The sequence below is a fragment of the Mesorhizobium sp. AD1-1 genome, assembly GCF_020164655.1.
In the GTDB taxonomy this organism is placed as follows: domain Bacteria; phylum Pseudomonadota; class Alphaproteobacteria; order Rhizobiales; family Rhizobiaceae; genus Mesorhizobium; species Mesorhizobium ciceri.
This window is the reverse complement of sequence record NZ_JAIUGP010000007.1, coordinates 1-14653: the sequence shown is the minus strand read 5'-3', so window position 1 is coordinate 14653 and position 14653 is coordinate 1. Positions and strand designations below refer to the sequence as shown.

Annotated in this window: 15 protein-coding genes; 5 read left to right on the top strand and 10 right to left on the bottom strand. The window is 59.5% G+C overall.

Features of this window, described 5'->3' with window-relative positions; all coding sequences use genetic code 11:
* Positions 1–463: 463 nt before the first annotated feature.
* Positions 464–667, bottom strand: coding sequence for a DUF982 domain-containing protein (locus LB519_RS15055; protein ID WP_411909251.1), 204 nt, complete (start codon positions 665–667; stop codon positions 464–466).
* A gap of 499 nt (positions 668–1166) precedes the next feature.
* On the opposite strand from LB519_RS15055, the gene LB519_RS15050 reads away from it, so the two are divergent.
* The gene (locus LB519_RS15050) at positions 1167–1373 is read left to right on the top strand and encodes a hypothetical protein (RefSeq protein ID WP_224620395.1); all 207 of its coding nucleotides are present in this window, start codon (positions 1167–1169) and stop codon (positions 1371–1373) included.
* An 84-nt stretch (positions 1374–1457) separates the two neighbouring features.
* Here the strand turns inward: LB519_RS15050 and LB519_RS15045 are convergent, their stop codons facing one another.
* Both LB519_RS15045 and LB519_RS15040 read right to left on the bottom strand, forming a co-directional pair.
* The gene (locus LB519_RS15045; protein WP_224620394.1) at positions 1458–1700 is read right to left on the bottom strand and encodes a DUF982 domain-containing protein; all 243 of its coding nucleotides are present in this window, start codon (positions 1698–1700) and stop codon (positions 1458–1460) included.
* Positions 1700–1930, bottom strand: a complete 231-nt coding sequence (locus LB519_RS15040; protein ID WP_224620393.1) for a hypothetical protein — start codon at positions 1928–1930, stop codon at positions 1700–1702. Before LB519_RS15040 ends, LB519_RS15045 begins: the two co-directional genes overlap by 1 nt.
* A 548-nt stretch (positions 1931–2478) precedes the next feature.
* Here LB519_RS15040 and LB519_RS15035 point away from each other — a divergent pair.
* Positions 2479–2856 carry a hypothetical protein gene (locus tag LB519_RS15035; protein ID WP_224620392.1) on the top strand — a complete coding sequence of 126 codons (378 nt, stop codon included), beginning with the start codon at positions 2479–2481 and terminating at the stop codon, positions 2854–2856.
* A 179-nt stretch (positions 2857–3035) separates the two neighbouring features.
* Here the strand turns inward: LB519_RS15035 and LB519_RS15030 are convergent, their stop codons facing one another.
* The 3 genes from LB519_RS15030 to LB519_RS15020 are packed head-to-tail and all read right to left on the bottom strand — an operon-like array spanning position 3036 to position 6375.
* Complete coding sequence (locus LB519_RS15030; protein ID WP_224620391.1) at positions 3036–3926, bottom strand: plasmid partitioning protein RepB C-terminal domain-containing protein; 891 nt, start codon at positions 3924–3926, stop codon at positions 3036–3038.
* Positions 3923–4810: a plasmid partitioning protein RepB C-terminal domain-containing protein gene (locus LB519_RS15025; RefSeq protein WP_224620390.1), complete on the bottom strand. Its 888-nt coding sequence runs from the start codon at positions 4808–4810 to the stop codon at positions 3923–3925. Before LB519_RS15025 ends, LB519_RS15030 begins: the two co-directional genes overlap by 4 nt.
* Positions 4810–6375: a recombinase family protein gene (locus LB519_RS15020; RefSeq protein WP_224620389.1), complete on the bottom strand. Its 1566-nt coding sequence runs from the start codon at positions 6373–6375 to the stop codon at positions 4810–4812. The genes LB519_RS15025 and LB519_RS15020 overlap by 1 nt, the downstream gene beginning before the upstream one ends.
* A gap of 268 nt (positions 6376–6643) precedes the next feature.
* On the opposite strand from LB519_RS15020, the gene LB519_RS15015 reads away from it, so the two are divergent.
* The 3 genes from LB519_RS15015 to LB519_RS15005 all read left to right on the top strand — a co-directional run bounded on the left by LB519_RS15015 (position 6644) and on the right by LB519_RS15005 (position 8228).
* Positions 6644–6958 (top strand): glycine zipper 2TM domain-containing protein, encoded by a 315-nt coding sequence (locus LB519_RS15015; RefSeq protein WP_064993606.1) that lies wholly within the window; start codon positions 6644–6646, stop codon positions 6956–6958.
* A 177-nt stretch (positions 6959–7135) separates the two neighbouring features.
* Complete coding sequence (locus LB519_RS15010; protein WP_224620388.1) at positions 7136–7750, top strand: class I SAM-dependent methyltransferase; 615 nt, start codon at positions 7136–7138, stop codon at positions 7748–7750.
* 106 nt (positions 7751–7856) lie between these two features.
* Positions 7857–8228, top strand: coding sequence for a nuclear transport factor 2 family protein (locus LB519_RS15005; protein WP_224620387.1), 372 nt, complete (start codon positions 7857–7859; stop codon positions 8226–8228).
* A 406-nt stretch (positions 8229–8634) separates the two neighbouring features.
* Here LB519_RS15005 and LB519_RS15000 read toward each other — a convergent pair whose 3' ends face one another.
* From LB519_RS15000 to LB519_RS14985, 4 genes are all read right to left on the bottom strand, one after another.
* Positions 8635–8952, bottom strand: a complete 318-nt coding sequence (locus LB519_RS15000; protein ID WP_224620386.1) for a hypothetical protein — start codon at positions 8950–8952, stop codon at positions 8635–8637.
* An 815-nt stretch (positions 8953–9767) separates the two neighbouring features.
* Positions 9768–11078: an HlyD family type I secretion periplasmic adaptor subunit gene (locus LB519_RS14995; protein ID WP_224620385.1), complete on the bottom strand. Its 1311-nt coding sequence runs from the start codon at positions 11076–11078 to the stop codon at positions 9768–9770.
* Positions 11078–12823, bottom strand: a complete 1746-nt coding sequence (locus tag LB519_RS14990; protein ID WP_224620384.1) for a type I secretion system permease/ATPase — start codon at positions 12821–12823, stop codon at positions 11078–11080. The genes LB519_RS14995 and LB519_RS14990 overlap by 1 nt, the downstream gene beginning before the upstream one ends.
* Before the next feature lie 101 nt (positions 12824–12924).
* A complete protein-coding gene (locus tag LB519_RS14985) occupies positions 12925–14316 on the bottom strand; it encodes a family 16 glycosylhydrolase (RefSeq protein WP_224620383.1) in 1392 nt (463 codons plus the stop codon).
* Positions 14317–14653 lie beyond the last annotated feature (337 nt).

The window sequence follows — 14653 nt, the reverse complement described above, 5'->3', positions numbered from 1 at the left end:
ACGAAACATGGATATTACCTTGAACCATGATCCTCGCCTTACAATAGGATGGCAGCATTTGGGGCAGTCGAAAACGAGCTCCGCATCTCCCAACTCGTCAAGTATGGGCATTGAAAGTCCTTTGTGGGGAGTTTGATCCATCCGGCAAACTGCGGTCAGGGTAAGCCCCGTGACGGTTGTAGAAGATTGGGTAGTCATAGGTCCATCCCACGCTACAATCCCTTTTAAGGCTAGGGTTCGCCCCCCGTGCGAACCGACGACCGCGGGGAGGGACCTAGCTGCGGCTGCCCACCCAACCTCGATCTCCGACAGTTCCTTACCGGAAGCCAAGCTCAGGACCAATGCGCTTTTGGCGGCGGGACTTAGGTCCGGCCCGTGAACTCCGCCACGTTTGTATCTGGCTTGGTCTTCAGCGAGCTACCCATCCGGTAATGCTGCCCGCTGGTGTCGGCGGGGTGGCGGGCTAATCAGTCTTTTCATGAGCAGCTCGGAACTGCCCCTCCTCGATAGCAGCCAGCCTGAAGCACCTCCGCGCCTCTTGAGCCGTCGCCTCACCGGCCATAGCGGCCATGCAGGCGCGGACAGCTTGGTTCCACTTAGGGCCACGCTTCGTCCATTTCACCAGATATTCGGAAGCGGCCTCCACGCTGTTGACGTTGTAGGTCATGCCGGGTCGCTCCCCGATGACGGGAACCGGAGGGGTGAACCAGTGGGTTGCCATCATACGACCCTCCCTCGTGACAATCGGCGCTTGAGGTCTTCGGCATTCAGTATGCCTACCAGATCTTCGGCGTATTCCTGATCCAAATATTCCGCCGGTGCCCCCCATGCATCGGCTGGCTGTCCGGTAAACACGTCGAATACCGTCCAGCTCTCGTCCGAGTCTTGCCTTAAGCCGTATCGCAGTTGCACCACGAGGCTAATTTAGGAGATCGGAATGTCTGATGCAAATGTCTGAGCGAGGGGATCGTGTGACTGGGGGGCACGTCAGCCAGGAGCTGCCAGCCCTGCTTGTGAATTGAGAAGGTTTGCGAGGCCCGTGATGATCTGGGGCATAACGAACGGCTTGGTTATCATGAGGCTGTTTGGCACTCCAAGTGACGGCCAGTCCTCCGCACCATCGCCACTCATGTAAATGACTGGCAAACTGGGGTTGACGGTCCGCAGTGACGGGCGATGTCCCAGCCAGTGGGACCTTCTCCGATCCTTATATCGGTCAGGAGGGCTGCGACACCATTCTGGTTACGATCAAAGGTCACGATGGCATTGTCCCCTTTATCGACGGCAATCACCTCGAACCCGGCTTCACGGAGCGAGTGTTCGATATCCAGGAGGACAAGGCTCTCATCCTCCACGACCAGGACGGCACCTGAGTTCATTCGACGCCAGCTTCGCTCGTTGTATCCGGGCATGCAATGGTGGCAGGCTGCGAATGTTCCTCGACGCACATAACATTGCTAATCGGGCAGCAGCATTTCCTCCTCCTCAGCCGCATCCTCGAAGAGTACACGGAAGTCGTCGGTCGGCATCTTGCCATCCATCGCCGTCAGGCAGGCCTCCGCCGCCAGTCGCCATTTGGGGCCACGGTTGGACCACTTCAGTAGTTCCTCGGCGGCAGTGTCGATACGGCTGATCCCAAGGCGGAATCCCGGTCGGTCGGTTTTGACATAGACAGGCGGGTTGAACCAACGAAGGGGCATCAGGATTCGCGCACGTCGAACGCAACGAAAAGCCCCCGTTTCGTGGCACAATCGACGATCATCGCGACCAACTGGCAGTCGGTCTCATGGAGATAAAGGCCGCGCTCGCGCACTGCTGCAATGGTTGCTTTCACGGAAATGATGGCGCCCGGTTGAGAGCCCGAAAGGACCTCTCGGACCAACTCCTTGGCCGCCGTCTGCGCAGGCCGGACAAGTGTTTGAATGTCCATCCCATCCTCCCAGAGAGACAGAACCTCAATCGTCTATTCTGTGGCGCACTTTCTGAAAAAGACAAGTACCAGAAGCGTACAAAGCGGGTAGTGACGGGCGCGATCTTCTTGGGTCTGTGCCCTGTCATAAAGACCATCAATGGGCGCTCATGGTAGCTCCAATACAGCGCGGAAGGTCGGCCACCCCGAAGGGAGAATGCGCCTGTTCGGAAAATACATCGTCCGGAAGATGTGGTGGGGTTACGGTCGCAAGAGCGCGCCGCCAAACTGCGTCGACAAGCATTCGCAATCTCGCCCTTAGGCTCGGCGTCGCCGGTTCGCCGTAGAAGACCACGGCTCGGCGAACGTCGTATCCAGCACCGATGCGTTCGCCACGAACTGAATGGCCATTCCCAAGGTGATGGGAGCGATTTTGGCCCCCGCTTTTGTCGTGAGGTCAACCACACCGAACACTTCCGCACTGGCACGCCTGCCATCCAACTTGGGTTTCCTGTGTGAAATGGCGACGGCAGGATTGCGGGCTGCTCCCGCGCGCCCATAGTCGCATCATGAATGCGCAGTACGTTGAACTCGTCTTGTTTGAACAGTCACTGTCAAATCTAGGCAGCATGAATCGCCCGTTTTCCGAACGGGTGGAAGACGCGGCCGAAAAGACCGCCGGCTCGGTACTGTTCGACGTCCGTGTCGATGGCGACCGGCGATTTCAAAGAATTGCGGCGATCGGATACGGTGCGGACGGCACCGTTGCAATTGCTATGGGCAATGACGGACACCTTGTTTCGGCGCCCATCGATGGAGGCGAGGCCTTGGTTGCCGAAATAGCGGCCTGGTGCTCGCTGAGCATGGCGGAGCAGTCATCTATCAGCTACAATGATGCCCCTACCAGACTCCTGGGATATCTGCGAAAGGCCGGCATCCTCGATTGAAAGGGCCGCGCAGGCGGCAAGCAGTTGCCGTCGATTGCGGGGCCGTATCAGGGCGCGCGCCGAGTTAAGGTGCCTATCAAAATCTTTCTTCGCAAATTAGCGGCAAGGAGTGCTCATTGGCCGATTGCTGACCGTATCGGCGGGAATGCCTCTTCGCAGAAACTAGCTAGACAGGTGGTTCAGCCAGCAACGGTCATCTTCTGAAATTCCGAGAGAATCTCCGGGAAATTCTGCGCGAGATATCGAACGACACGCGCGTTCTCCAGCAACCGGCCGAGATACCCCCTGGCCACCACTAGATCCAGGTGGTCGGATCCGTAGCTCTCCTCGACAAGCTGGTATTCCTTATCGAGTTTGATTGATTCGTTCTCCATCAATGCGATCTGAGCATCGCTCAGTCCGGCTAGCTTTTTCGGCTGCGACGTATCGGCAAGCTGTGAGGGCGCGGTCGCGCCGACCAGCGACTTTGCGTAGTTGATCGAGAACTTGTTCATGGCGATCATCAGTTGCGCCGCCTCGATCTGACGCACGGCTGCCAGCTTTCGCAGTTCGATAAACGTGTTGGTCGGAACGAAGCGGTCCTTGAGCATGTCGATCGCTTCCGGGCATATCCCTTTCAGCAGATGCTTTTTGAGCCTGATTTGGCCGATGTTGACATTGAGGGTTCTCGCGATGGTCTCTTCGGGGACGCCGCTGTCGATGGCCTTCAGGATCATGAAGTGTTCCTGGATCGTCGCGAGCCGGCTTACCCGTTTGTTATAGGTGAACGCCTCGTCATCGTTGGCGACCAAACAATCAACCTCAGTGATGCCCATCTCCCGCAAGATCTCAATGCGCATGTGGCCGTCGACCAAGAGGTAGTTTCCAGGCGTGTCCTTGTCCCTTGCGACAACGGGCAGTTCCACCAGTCCGATCTCGCGAACGGACGACCTGACCTGTTGGTATTTGGGGGTTCCCTTGGTGCTTTCGGTGATCAGGTGAAGCGGCTGGATGTCTTCAAGCCGAAGGCGGATCGTATCGCGCTCAAAAGCGGATTTTACGTCCGGAAGGATAGGATGCTTTATGGTCATGCGGGCTCAACCCTGCTGATCCGGGCCGCCAGGTTTCGTGGAAGGGTGTTCAGTCCTTCCGCCGCAAGAAGGTCCTGGAATGCCTCTTCTGCCAACAGCTGCCGCAAGGCGTGTGTTACAAACAGCAGGCGGTTTCGAGTCGCATCCGCTTTCCGGACCAGAATGCGTTTCCTGTCCGTGTCCGCTTTGAAAGCCTTGATCAACGCTGACGCTGAAGGATTTTTCGTGCGCTCTGGCAGGAACGTTCCCAGGCCTTTTCCCCGCCTGCGGCGGTTCTCAATGAGGCGGCGCGCTATCACAAGCTTATGACCACGCAGCTGGTTCTTTTGATAGGCAAGCTGAAGAACAGCCTGGATCCCGGGCTCGTCTGCGCTGGAAATATCGACTGCTACCGACAGCGGGATCTGGCCGGAGTCGACGGCCCGCAGAAGGCGCTGCTCGCCTTGCGACAGGAGGCGTGAAACTCCTCTGACATATTCGGTCGAAAGACCGATCTTTGCTGCGATGTCGGCGTCCGAATAATTGCTTTCTTTCAGCCGGCCGATGTCGCGAAGAAGGTCATAAGCGGTGTGATACCGGCGAGCACAATTTTCCACCAAGCCTTTGAGCAGCGCCTCGGCGTCAGTTGCCTCTATCACAAACGCCGGAATCTCGGTCTGGCCAAGCAACCTGAAGGCCTCGATCCGTCCCTGGCCGCACACCAGGTCGTGCGTGAAAGCGCTTTCGTCGACATTCCTCGTGGTCACCGTGATGGGACGCTTCAGGCCGACGCTCTTGATGCTGTCGACAATGTCCTGGAAGGATTTTTTGCCTCGCGCACGCGGGTTGGTGATGTTGATCGCGTCAAGGCGCAGGAGCGAGATCGGTCTGTTGGCGGTGACCATCAGCGAGCGGCCGAGATGGCGTCGCGTTCGGCCAGGGCGAACAGCGGATCCAGCGATTTGTAGAAGAAAGTGTTGAATTCCAGCCTTTTGTTCAAGGCGCAGTTTAAGGGCTTCCCGCCAATCTCATTTGCTGGCGCAATCAGATAGTCGAGGATCGTCTGGTTATCCGGGCTCATGCGGATGGCCACTTTCACGTCCGCAGCAGGACCCCGTTGCGCAGAGGCCACCCAATGAGGATAGCCGTATGGCGTGTTGCGACAGCGACCCATCGCAATGGCTACGGTGAATTCATCGTTGACGCGAAGCACGCCGAGAGCACTCTGACGCACCGCAGTTCCGCCCGCCCGCTCGATGGTCGCGATTGTCGTATGCACGACTTCTGCGAAGATCTCACGAAGCCGCCTTCTGATATCAAGAAATCGATAGTTCTGAGACGGATCGTATCCAACGAGCTTGTAGGCCCGCAGCAGACTGCCGAATTTTTTCCTATAGCGGCTGCTTGGCGGACAGTCAGCCGCCGCGTCAATCATCGGGCCTGAAAGGGTACCGCGCCTCTTCAGAAGTTGGGCGAGCACAACCAACATCTGATCGTTGCTCATCTTAGATGAGCGGGCGTCGGCTATGGCGTGAGCCCGGTCGAAAAGTTTACGCTCCACAATGGGTTCAAAGACGCCGTCGGCGCGGACCAATCGGGTCGTATCGTTGGTCACCTTCCTTTGCTTGAGCTTGAAGGACTGCCGGTTCCAGACGTTGTTGCCCACGTATTTTTCGTTGCTGAGTATTTGACGAATGGATTCGCGTTTCCACGATCGATTGAGATCGGTGACCACTCCCTTGGCATTCAACGACCGCGCAATCTGCAGCTCGGTCCGACCAGCCTTCACGTATTCATGATAGATCCAGCGCACCGTCGCAATTTCATCAGGTGGTCCAGGCACGAGGATGACCCGGTCCGTCTGGAGGCTCTTGTACTCTTTGAGAGCGAGCATGGTCTTTATGCGCCCATGCTGGTCGATGAGCCGGCGCCTCAGGCCCAGGCCGGACGACCCTCCCTGCCGGTATCCCATTCGAATGAGCCTGCACTGGCCGGCAAATACCTTGACCGACAACACCCGACTGTGCTCGGCCGCCATCGTGCGCTTGATCGCCTTGAGCAGGTCTGATCCGATACTGCCATCGTTAGTAAACTGTTCGCCACAATATTCAATTCGCACTCCGGCAACGCGACACCGATACTCGTACGACGCACTCTCATCGGGGTTTGGGAATCGCCCCCAGCGGCTCACGTCGTAGACGATGACGATTTCGAAATCCGCGTTCTTCGTTTCGACATCCGCCAACAGCCTTTGCAGGCCGGGGCGACCTTCAAGGTTCAGGCCGCTGCGACCGGGGTCCTCATATGTGGCCACGATGTCGTAATTCATCGCATCCGCGAATTCACGGATTGCATCCTTCTGATTGTCGATCGAGTAGCTCTGGTGGTCAGTGGACATTCGCACGTATTGAGCTGCGCGCACGCGTTGTGCGTTCTCAGCAGGTCGACGGACCGTGTGCGCCTGTTCCATCATTCAGTGCCTGAAAGGCAGATTGAACGTCCGCTTGGACCGGCAATCCTAACGGTATGAGGCTACAATCCCGTTACACATTGATCGACACTTTGTATCGAATGAGACTTGTTGCCATAAACCGAGAAGCGCGGAAAATAGCAGGCAGGCTCCTATCAACCCCCGAGAAACCATGTCTTTTATCGTGAGGGCTCGTGCCCCCGTTCCGCCGCATTGCGGCCGCACGGGACGAGCCATAGGGATTTCAGGCATTCAAGGGAGACGTCAGATGAATTTTCGCAAAGCCATAGCCGCCGTGCTGATGACCGCAGCACTGGCAGGGTGCGCGCAGACCGAAGGCCAGCAGCGGGCCGGAACTGGCGCTCTGATCGGCGGCGCCGGCGGCGCCCTCGTCGGTCAGGCCATCGGCGGCAACACCGAAAGCACGCTCATCGGCGCTGCCGGCGGCGCCCTGCTCGGCGCCGTCGTCGGCTCGGCCACTACGCCGCAACGGCGCGGCGAACAAATGTGCCGCTACCAGGACCGCCGCGGCCGCATCTACACGGCGCCGTGCGACGACAGGTACTATAACGGCGATTATTAAGCAGAGGTAGTCTGCCCATCCGTTGTCCTAAGTGGGCAATGGGAACGGTTCCGTTGTAGGGAAATAGCCCTGGTCGTATATTTTTTCTGATCGCGCCGCCGGCGGCGGCGCTGCGTTGTCATCTTTTGCCCATAACATAGTGCTACCAGCAAGGACGGCGGGGTTCTGGAGGTCGTTATGACTGATAGCCTTGCCGGCACCCTGAAGAGTCGTGGCAAACAGGCAGCCAAGCGGCTGCTTGGCTACGATTCCCGCAACTGGCTGCGCATCCGCCAGATCGAGGCGTTCACGCTGTTTCTCGAAGCCGGCAACCGCAAGGCTTCCGACGTGATCGAGATCTCGCCCGGCTGGAACCGCACCTGGCGGGCGATGTGCCCCAATTACCGCTCGGTCGATTTCCCCGCATTCGACATCTGCAAAGACCGCACCGACGAGCAATATTCCATCGTCATCGCCGACCAGGTGCTGGAACATGTGCAACGGCCGCAGGCGGCGGTGCAGAACATCCACGCCATGACGAGGCCCGGCGGTTGGGCGATGGTGGCGACACCTTTCCTGTTTCGCGTCCACGCCAGGCCGCACGACTACAACAGATGGACCCCCGCCGGCCTGAAGCAGCTGATGGTCGAGGGCGGCTTCGCCGAAGCCAACGTCAAGGTGCACGGCTGGGGCAACAAGGCCTGCGCCAAGGCCCATATCGGCGGCCCGGTCCGCGCCTATGGCCTGTGGCGGGATTTGAGCAACGACGAGGAATACCCGCTGATGGTGTGGGCGTTCGCGAAGAAGGGGTGAGTGGCGGAAGTCCCGCTCCATCGTCGTGATGGCCGGGGAGTCTCGCTGGACACTTGACCGGATCCGCCGCCAGTGACCTACTTCGAATTCGAGGAGGCGTTCGCGAATGGACATTCGAGCCACATTGACGGAGCTGTGCGAGGCCTTCAACGCGCACGACCTCGGTCGCATTATGGCGTTCTTTGCCGACGACTGCGTTCTGGAGATGCCAAGGGGCGTCGAGCCTTGGGGAACGCGCTTCGAGGGCAAGCGCAGCGTGCGAGACGCGCTTGCGACACGCTTTGAGGGTTTGCCCGATGTGCATTACGGCAATGGGCAGCACTTTGCGGACGAGGCTGCCAACACGGGCATGTCGAAATGGACCCTCACCGGAACCACCCGCGAGGGCGCAAAAAAGGAAGTTCAAGGTTGCGACTTCTACACATTTCGCGACGGAAAGGTGATCCGCAAGGACTCATACTGGAAGATCATGGAGTAGGGTTGGCATTCCTGTCTGATCTTTTCGCTGTCCCGCATTCCACAGTAGGTGGACGCGTTTGCATCGCTGCACTCGCCGACGAACCCCAAGAATCCTGGAACGCATTCAAAGTAGCTGCCAAGGATGAAACCTTGTCCTCATGCATGTTTGGCCTCCCAGGCCAAGCGAACGCTATTCCATGTCCGGCACGTCGCCACCCACAAACAGAGTTGACGGCTCGCCATACTCACCCCCCGAAGGGTTACCTCGCGCGACCACGCAATGACGCCAGCATGCTTGCCCGCCAGTCTCGTAGCGCGTATCGCTCTGTCCAGTCGGCTGCCATGCCGGTTTGGAGGTCGCCGGTCTCGTGACGGTCGAAGGCCGTGACCACGATCAGCCTGGTGCTTTCTGTTGGGAGAGTAAATTATTTGGCATGGAGGGTGTCTTTCCGCGGGACCAACAGACGGTTGAAGTTGAGCGGCGCGGGTGCAAGAATCTCTGTCATCTCGAAAAGAGGCACGGGGCCTTCCGGCTCCGGTGCTTTCTGCTTGGCCTTCAGGTCCGTGATCTCCTCGTCGCGCCTCGCAATCCGGCTTTCCAGATTGGCAATGCGCTCCGCAAGGAAATAGCGCCCAACGGCAAATCCGCTGCCGCCGAACAACACGGCAGACGTAGCAAAGGCCAGCGGGTTAGCCGCCACCAGCGCAGAGTTGCTTTGAATGAAAGCGACGAGTTCATGCATGGCTAAAAAGCTCTCCTGTCACGCCGGGAACAATTCAACCAGCCGACGGGTCGCGCGAGCGATCGTAATACCAAGTCCCATCTGATCAGCCCTCCGGCCTTGCCCTGCCGTGCGGAGGCCGCGAGTGCGTCAGCACAAGCTTCCTCAGAGGTCTCGTTCTATTTATCCGCGCTATCGTCGCCGTAGGGCGGGGCTGGATCAGTTCGCGACGCTCACGCCAGTCATCCCACCACAGGTGGCGTATCATCATAGCCGATGGATAAGCTTCACGGCTTCAGAGTGCAGCTCGGCTTTGGCCTCGGCATCCAGGTACATCGTTCCCATAGCGGTTCCTCCTTGCGTGCATGCGGGTGATGCAGTGAGCGACATCAAGTCGCTCCTTGATCGGCATGAGCCTGGCGTTCGGCCTCTCCGGCAATGCACGACGTAGTGAACAAAAAGGGAACATAAATGTCAAGCACGAATGACTCGGGCCCCTCAAGGCACGCGGCTTCTCAATCCTTAACCCCAAGGCTGGTTGAGCATTGAAGCCAACATGCCCGCGTTCGACTTCAACCCAGACACGCCGGTTGCCAAGAGCAGGGTGCGACGGCACAGGCCCGGCACGGCATCCATGACACAGGTGGAGATGATGACGGCGCGCGCCCGTTCGAAGCCACTGCCGAGAAGATGCCTTTTACCTCGGAGGCGGCCAGTGGATCGAGCCAGCACGGAGTCGTCGAGCATCAATAAACCGAAAGCAGCATTCCGCCAATTTCCCAGCCGATGAAATGCTCGCGGCGGGAAGCAGCCGGTCGCTGCAGCCCAGGCGCGTTTCACTCCTCCCGGAATGCTCGCTGGATCTGATCGGCCAGGGGCTTGACGAGATAGGACAGCATCGTGCGCCTGCTGGTCGTGAAGAACACCTCGACCGGCATGCCGGGAGCCAGGGTCAGTCTTTTGAGTCGGGCAAGTTCCGCGCGCGGCAAAACGATATGCACGGTGTAATAAACGGCGCCGGTGCGCTCGTCGGTGCTGAGATCGGCGGAGATCTTGCTGACGGTTCCGTTGAGTTCAGGCGTCGTGCGCTGATTGAAGGCCGAAAGCCGCAGCGTCGCCTCCTGCCCCTGTTTCAGCTGATCGATGTCGTGTGGCGCGACACGGACTTCGACGGTCAGTTGGTCCGCGACCGGCACGATGAGCATGACCGGTTCGCCTGCAGTGATGACACCCCCAATCGTATGTACGGCAAGCTGAAGGACGACGCCGGCCTGCGGGCTGCGAATGTCGATGCGCTTGAGCTGGTCCTCGGCCGATACCTTGCGTTCGACGAGTTCCGAGAGTTTTGCCTGGACCTCACGCAGCTCGGTGGCGACTTCGCTGCGCAGATCCTGATCGATCTGGATGATCTGCAGGCGGATTTCCGACGTGTGGCCTTTCGACTGCGCTATTGCCGCGGTCAGCTGCCCATGTTCAGCCTCCAGCCGCACGGCCTCGCGCTCGAGAGCGGTGATGCGATCGATCGAGACCAGCTTGCGCTGCCATAGTGTGCGCATGCCCGCGAGCTCGGTCCCGATCAGCTTGATTTCCTGGCTCTTGGCGTCCTTTTGCTCGGTCAGGCCGGAGACTTCTTCGGCGAGTTGTGAGATACGTTCCGCCAACTGCGCCTTCTGGCCAGCGCGTGCCTGCCGGCGGAACTCGAAGAGCGACTGCTCTCCGGCCATTGTTCCGCTGACATCCGGATCGTCCCGCCGAGACATCAGTGACGGCGGAAAACCGATGGCGCCTGCACCGTCGCGCTCGGCCTTGAGACGTGCCAGGCGGGCATCGAGTTCATCCGCGCTCTTGGTGACGATGGCCAGATTGGCGCGGGTGACGGTTTCATCGAGATGAATCAAAACCTGTCCCGCTTGCACGGCATCGCCTTCGCGCACGAAGATCTGGCCGACCACGCCGCCGGTTGGATGCTGCACCTTTTTGACGCTGGAATCGACAACCAGCTTTCCCGAGGCAATGACTGCGCCGGAGAGGTCGGTCACCGCGGCAAGGCTGCCCGCTCCACCGACCAGAAGGATGGAGGTCGCAACGCCGCCGAGCAGATAACGTCGAATGGTCCGGTCGATCACCGATGTCGCCCTCTGCGCCATCAGAGCGCCGCCTCTTCAGGACTTGAGACAACTTTTAACGGAACACCGATGGGGCGGGTCACCTTGGTCATGATCTCATTCTTCGGGCCAAAGGCCTGGATACTGCCGTTCGTCATGAGAAGGATCTGGTCAAGGCTTTGCAATGCACTCGGGCGATGCGCCACCACGATGGCCATGCCGCCTCTGTCGCGCACGCCCTGGATCGCCGCCGTCAAGGCGGCTTCGCCGTCGGCATCGAGATTGGAATTCGGCTCGTCGAGTATGACAAGAAACGGATCGCCATAGAGGGCACGCGCCAAGGCGACCCTCTGTCGCTGGCCCGCCGAAAGCGCCGCCCCGGCCTCGCCGATACGCGTTTCATAACCTTCAGGCAGGTGAACCACCAGATCATGAACACCGGCGGCGCGCGCGGCGGCCAGTATTTTGTCCGAGGGGGGCTGGGGTTCGAAGCGAGCTATGTTCTCGGCAATGGTGCCATCGAACAACTCGACATCCTGCGGCAGATAACCGACATGCTTGCCGAGTTCTTCCGACGACCACTGGTCGAGCGTCGCACCGTCGAGCCTGACGGTACCGCGCACTGGCAGCCAGACGCCGGCGATCGCTCTGACGAGCGAGGATTTTCCCGAAGCGCTCGGACCGATGATGCCGAGGCCGGCGCCCTTCTCCAGCATGAAGCCCACATCCTGAACGACAAGGCGACGCTCGCCCGGCGGCGCCACACTGATGCCCTCTACCGAGAGGCGAAACGACGGTGGCGGAAGCGAGACACTTGTTGCTGCCTCGGGCAGCAGCCCCAGAAGCTGAGTCAGGCGCGCCCAGGCCTGGCGGGCGCTGACGAAGCTCTTCCAGTGCGCGATCGCGAGTTCGATCGGTGCCAGCGCCCGGCTCATCATGATTGAACTGGCGATCATGATGCCGCCCGTCGCCTCCTGATGGATGACGAGCCAGGCGCCGATCGCCAGGATGCCGGATTGAAGCATCATGCGCACGACTTTCGATGTCGTTCCGAGCGTCCCCGCCAAATCGCTCGCCTTGGCATTGGTGCTGAGATAGTCGGCGTTGATGCCTGACCAGCGCTCGGCGATGCGTGGGCCAAAACCCATTGCCTGAAGCACCTCGACATTGCGGCGCGTCGCCTCCGCCAGCGTGTTGCGCGCACCGGCCTGTGCGTTGGCACGTCTCGCGGGCTGCCTGGTGCGCACCTCCGCAAGCAAGGTCAGGCCAAACAGAATGACGGCGCCGAGCAGCGCGGTCATGCCGATCCAGAAATGGAACAGGAAACAGATTGCGAGGTAAAGCGGCATCCAAGGCAGGTCGAACAGCGCGGTCGGCCCAGCGCTCGACAGGAACGACCGGACCTGATCGAGGTCCCGCAATGATTGCAAGCCATCGCCGGTGAGCTTCGTGCGCAACGGCAGACGCATCAGTGCGATGTAGACCTGCCCGCTGAGCCGCGCATCGAGCGCCATGCCGATACGCACCAGCAGCCGCGATCGGATCAGTTCGAGGACGCCCTGAAAGACGAACAGCGTGCCCGCAAACACGCAAAGGCCGACAAGCGTCGGCACGCTGCGGCCGGGGATGACGCGATCGTAGACCTGCAGCATGAAGAACGAGCCGGTCAGCGCCAGAACGTTGACGACCCCGCTCATCAAGGCGATGCCGGCGAATGCCCGGCGAAAGGAAGCGAATACCGTCGTGAGCGTCGTTCGCGGCGGCTCAGATGGATGGATGTGAGACATCTTCCTTCACCTCGGGTCCAGCGCGGGCGCAAGCGGCAATGAACGCGTCCAAGACCGGTTGGCGAAGGGTGTCGGTTTCACTCCATCTTCCAGCATGGCATCTAGATGAACCAGTCATTCAGCGCGTAGGCATGAACATAGTCCACGTGCATTTCAGAAGGGGCGGCAAGCCCGTCGGCGGGCGCTCCCGCCATGCCGCCGACAGCCTGGTCGACCAGCATATACATTGGCTTGTGCATGTCGGCAGGCGTTGGTGCGCGGGCAACTTCGACATCGTCGAAATACCAGACCAGTTCGCTTGGGGTCCAAAGCACCCCATATTTGTGGAACCCTGCGGTATCCGCTGCGTATACGGTCGAGGTCACTTTTGTATGCGACCCCGTCGCGCTCGAGTGGCTGGTCAGGGTGAGCTTGTTGGGATCCTGGCCGATCATCTCCACTGCGTCTAGTTCCGGCGGCCAGGAGCCATCCGCCGGAAGAAGCCAAAAGGCCGGCCATGCACCCTGCTTTTCAGGCATGTCGGCTCGAATTTCGAAATAACCGTAGGTCTGTGCGAAGGAATGGTAGGTCGTCAACAGACCTGACGTGTAATCATAGTTGTTTATGTAGGGCTTGATCGCGTCGGGAGCCCGGGCGGCCGTAATGGTGAGAACTCCGTCCTGGAGGCTGAACGGGTTGACCGAACTCGTGGGGTCGTAGCTGGTGTCGATATACCACTGAAGCTCGCTGTTGGTGGTGAGCGTGCTGCCGTTCGGAGCACCCCACCAGAAGTTCGTATCCCAGGTCCCGGTCGAACCGCTGTGCAGGTTCAAGGTATTGAACTCATCCGAGAAGGTGAGCGTCAGATGCGACTTGTCCAGGGCGAGATCGAACTGGTTGGCGCTGAACTGGTCGATGGTCTTGTTGGCGAAGACGAGAAACTCGGTTGGCGACAGGGTAAATCGGACGTTGGCTCCCGACTGTACCATGTTGGCGTGCACCTGGTCGAAGGAGGTGAAGCCGTAGCCTCCGACGCGCACGGTGTCGTCGGCGCCGAAGTCGAGAATGAGATCGCTGCCATTGCCTGGTTTGACGACAAAAATGTCAGCGCCGGAGCCACCCTTGAGAACATCGTCGCCCTTCAAGCCGTCGAGCGTCTGCTGGCCGGAACCGCCGATGACGATATTGTTCAATGCGTTTCCGAAGGCATATTGTTTATCGCCGGTGACCGTCAGATTCTCAAAATTCGCCGGCAGCCTGTAGCTCATCCAGGTCGAGATCGTATCGATTCCCTCGTTGGGCAGCTCCACCGCTTTGTTTTTCGCGGAGTACAGGTAGTAGATATCGTCGCCCTGACCGCCATACATCGTGACGCTGACGCTGCCGTCGCCATATAGCGAATCGTTGTAGATGCTGCCGTAGAGGGCCGGGCCCGAATTCGTCGCCGAGTACCACCTTGCGGAGGACCCACTATAGGGGAGCGGAACACCCTTGGCGTTGGTCACGGTGGCCATTTTACTCACAGCTCCGTTGGTTTGTTCCAAGCCCTAACACGATGAAAGGCAAAAGGAGCCGATACGTTTCGTCTTCCAATTTAGGAGGGTTACCAAAGGGTAAATGCGCGAGGGGCCGGACGCGTTCGTCAGGCGAAGCTGGCTTGTGCGTGAAGTCGGGCGACTGGGGGCGAGAGTGCTGTCGAAACGTGGCAGGCTTGTGAGCGGAACCTTGGACCCTATCGCAAGTTTGGAGGGCACCCGCGAGAGCCCTGCCCATCAGCCGGGTGATGCGGGACCACGTTAGGCGGCCCTCCGAGCTGCCGAAACGCTTCCTCGCAGTTCAGAGACCGAGGGT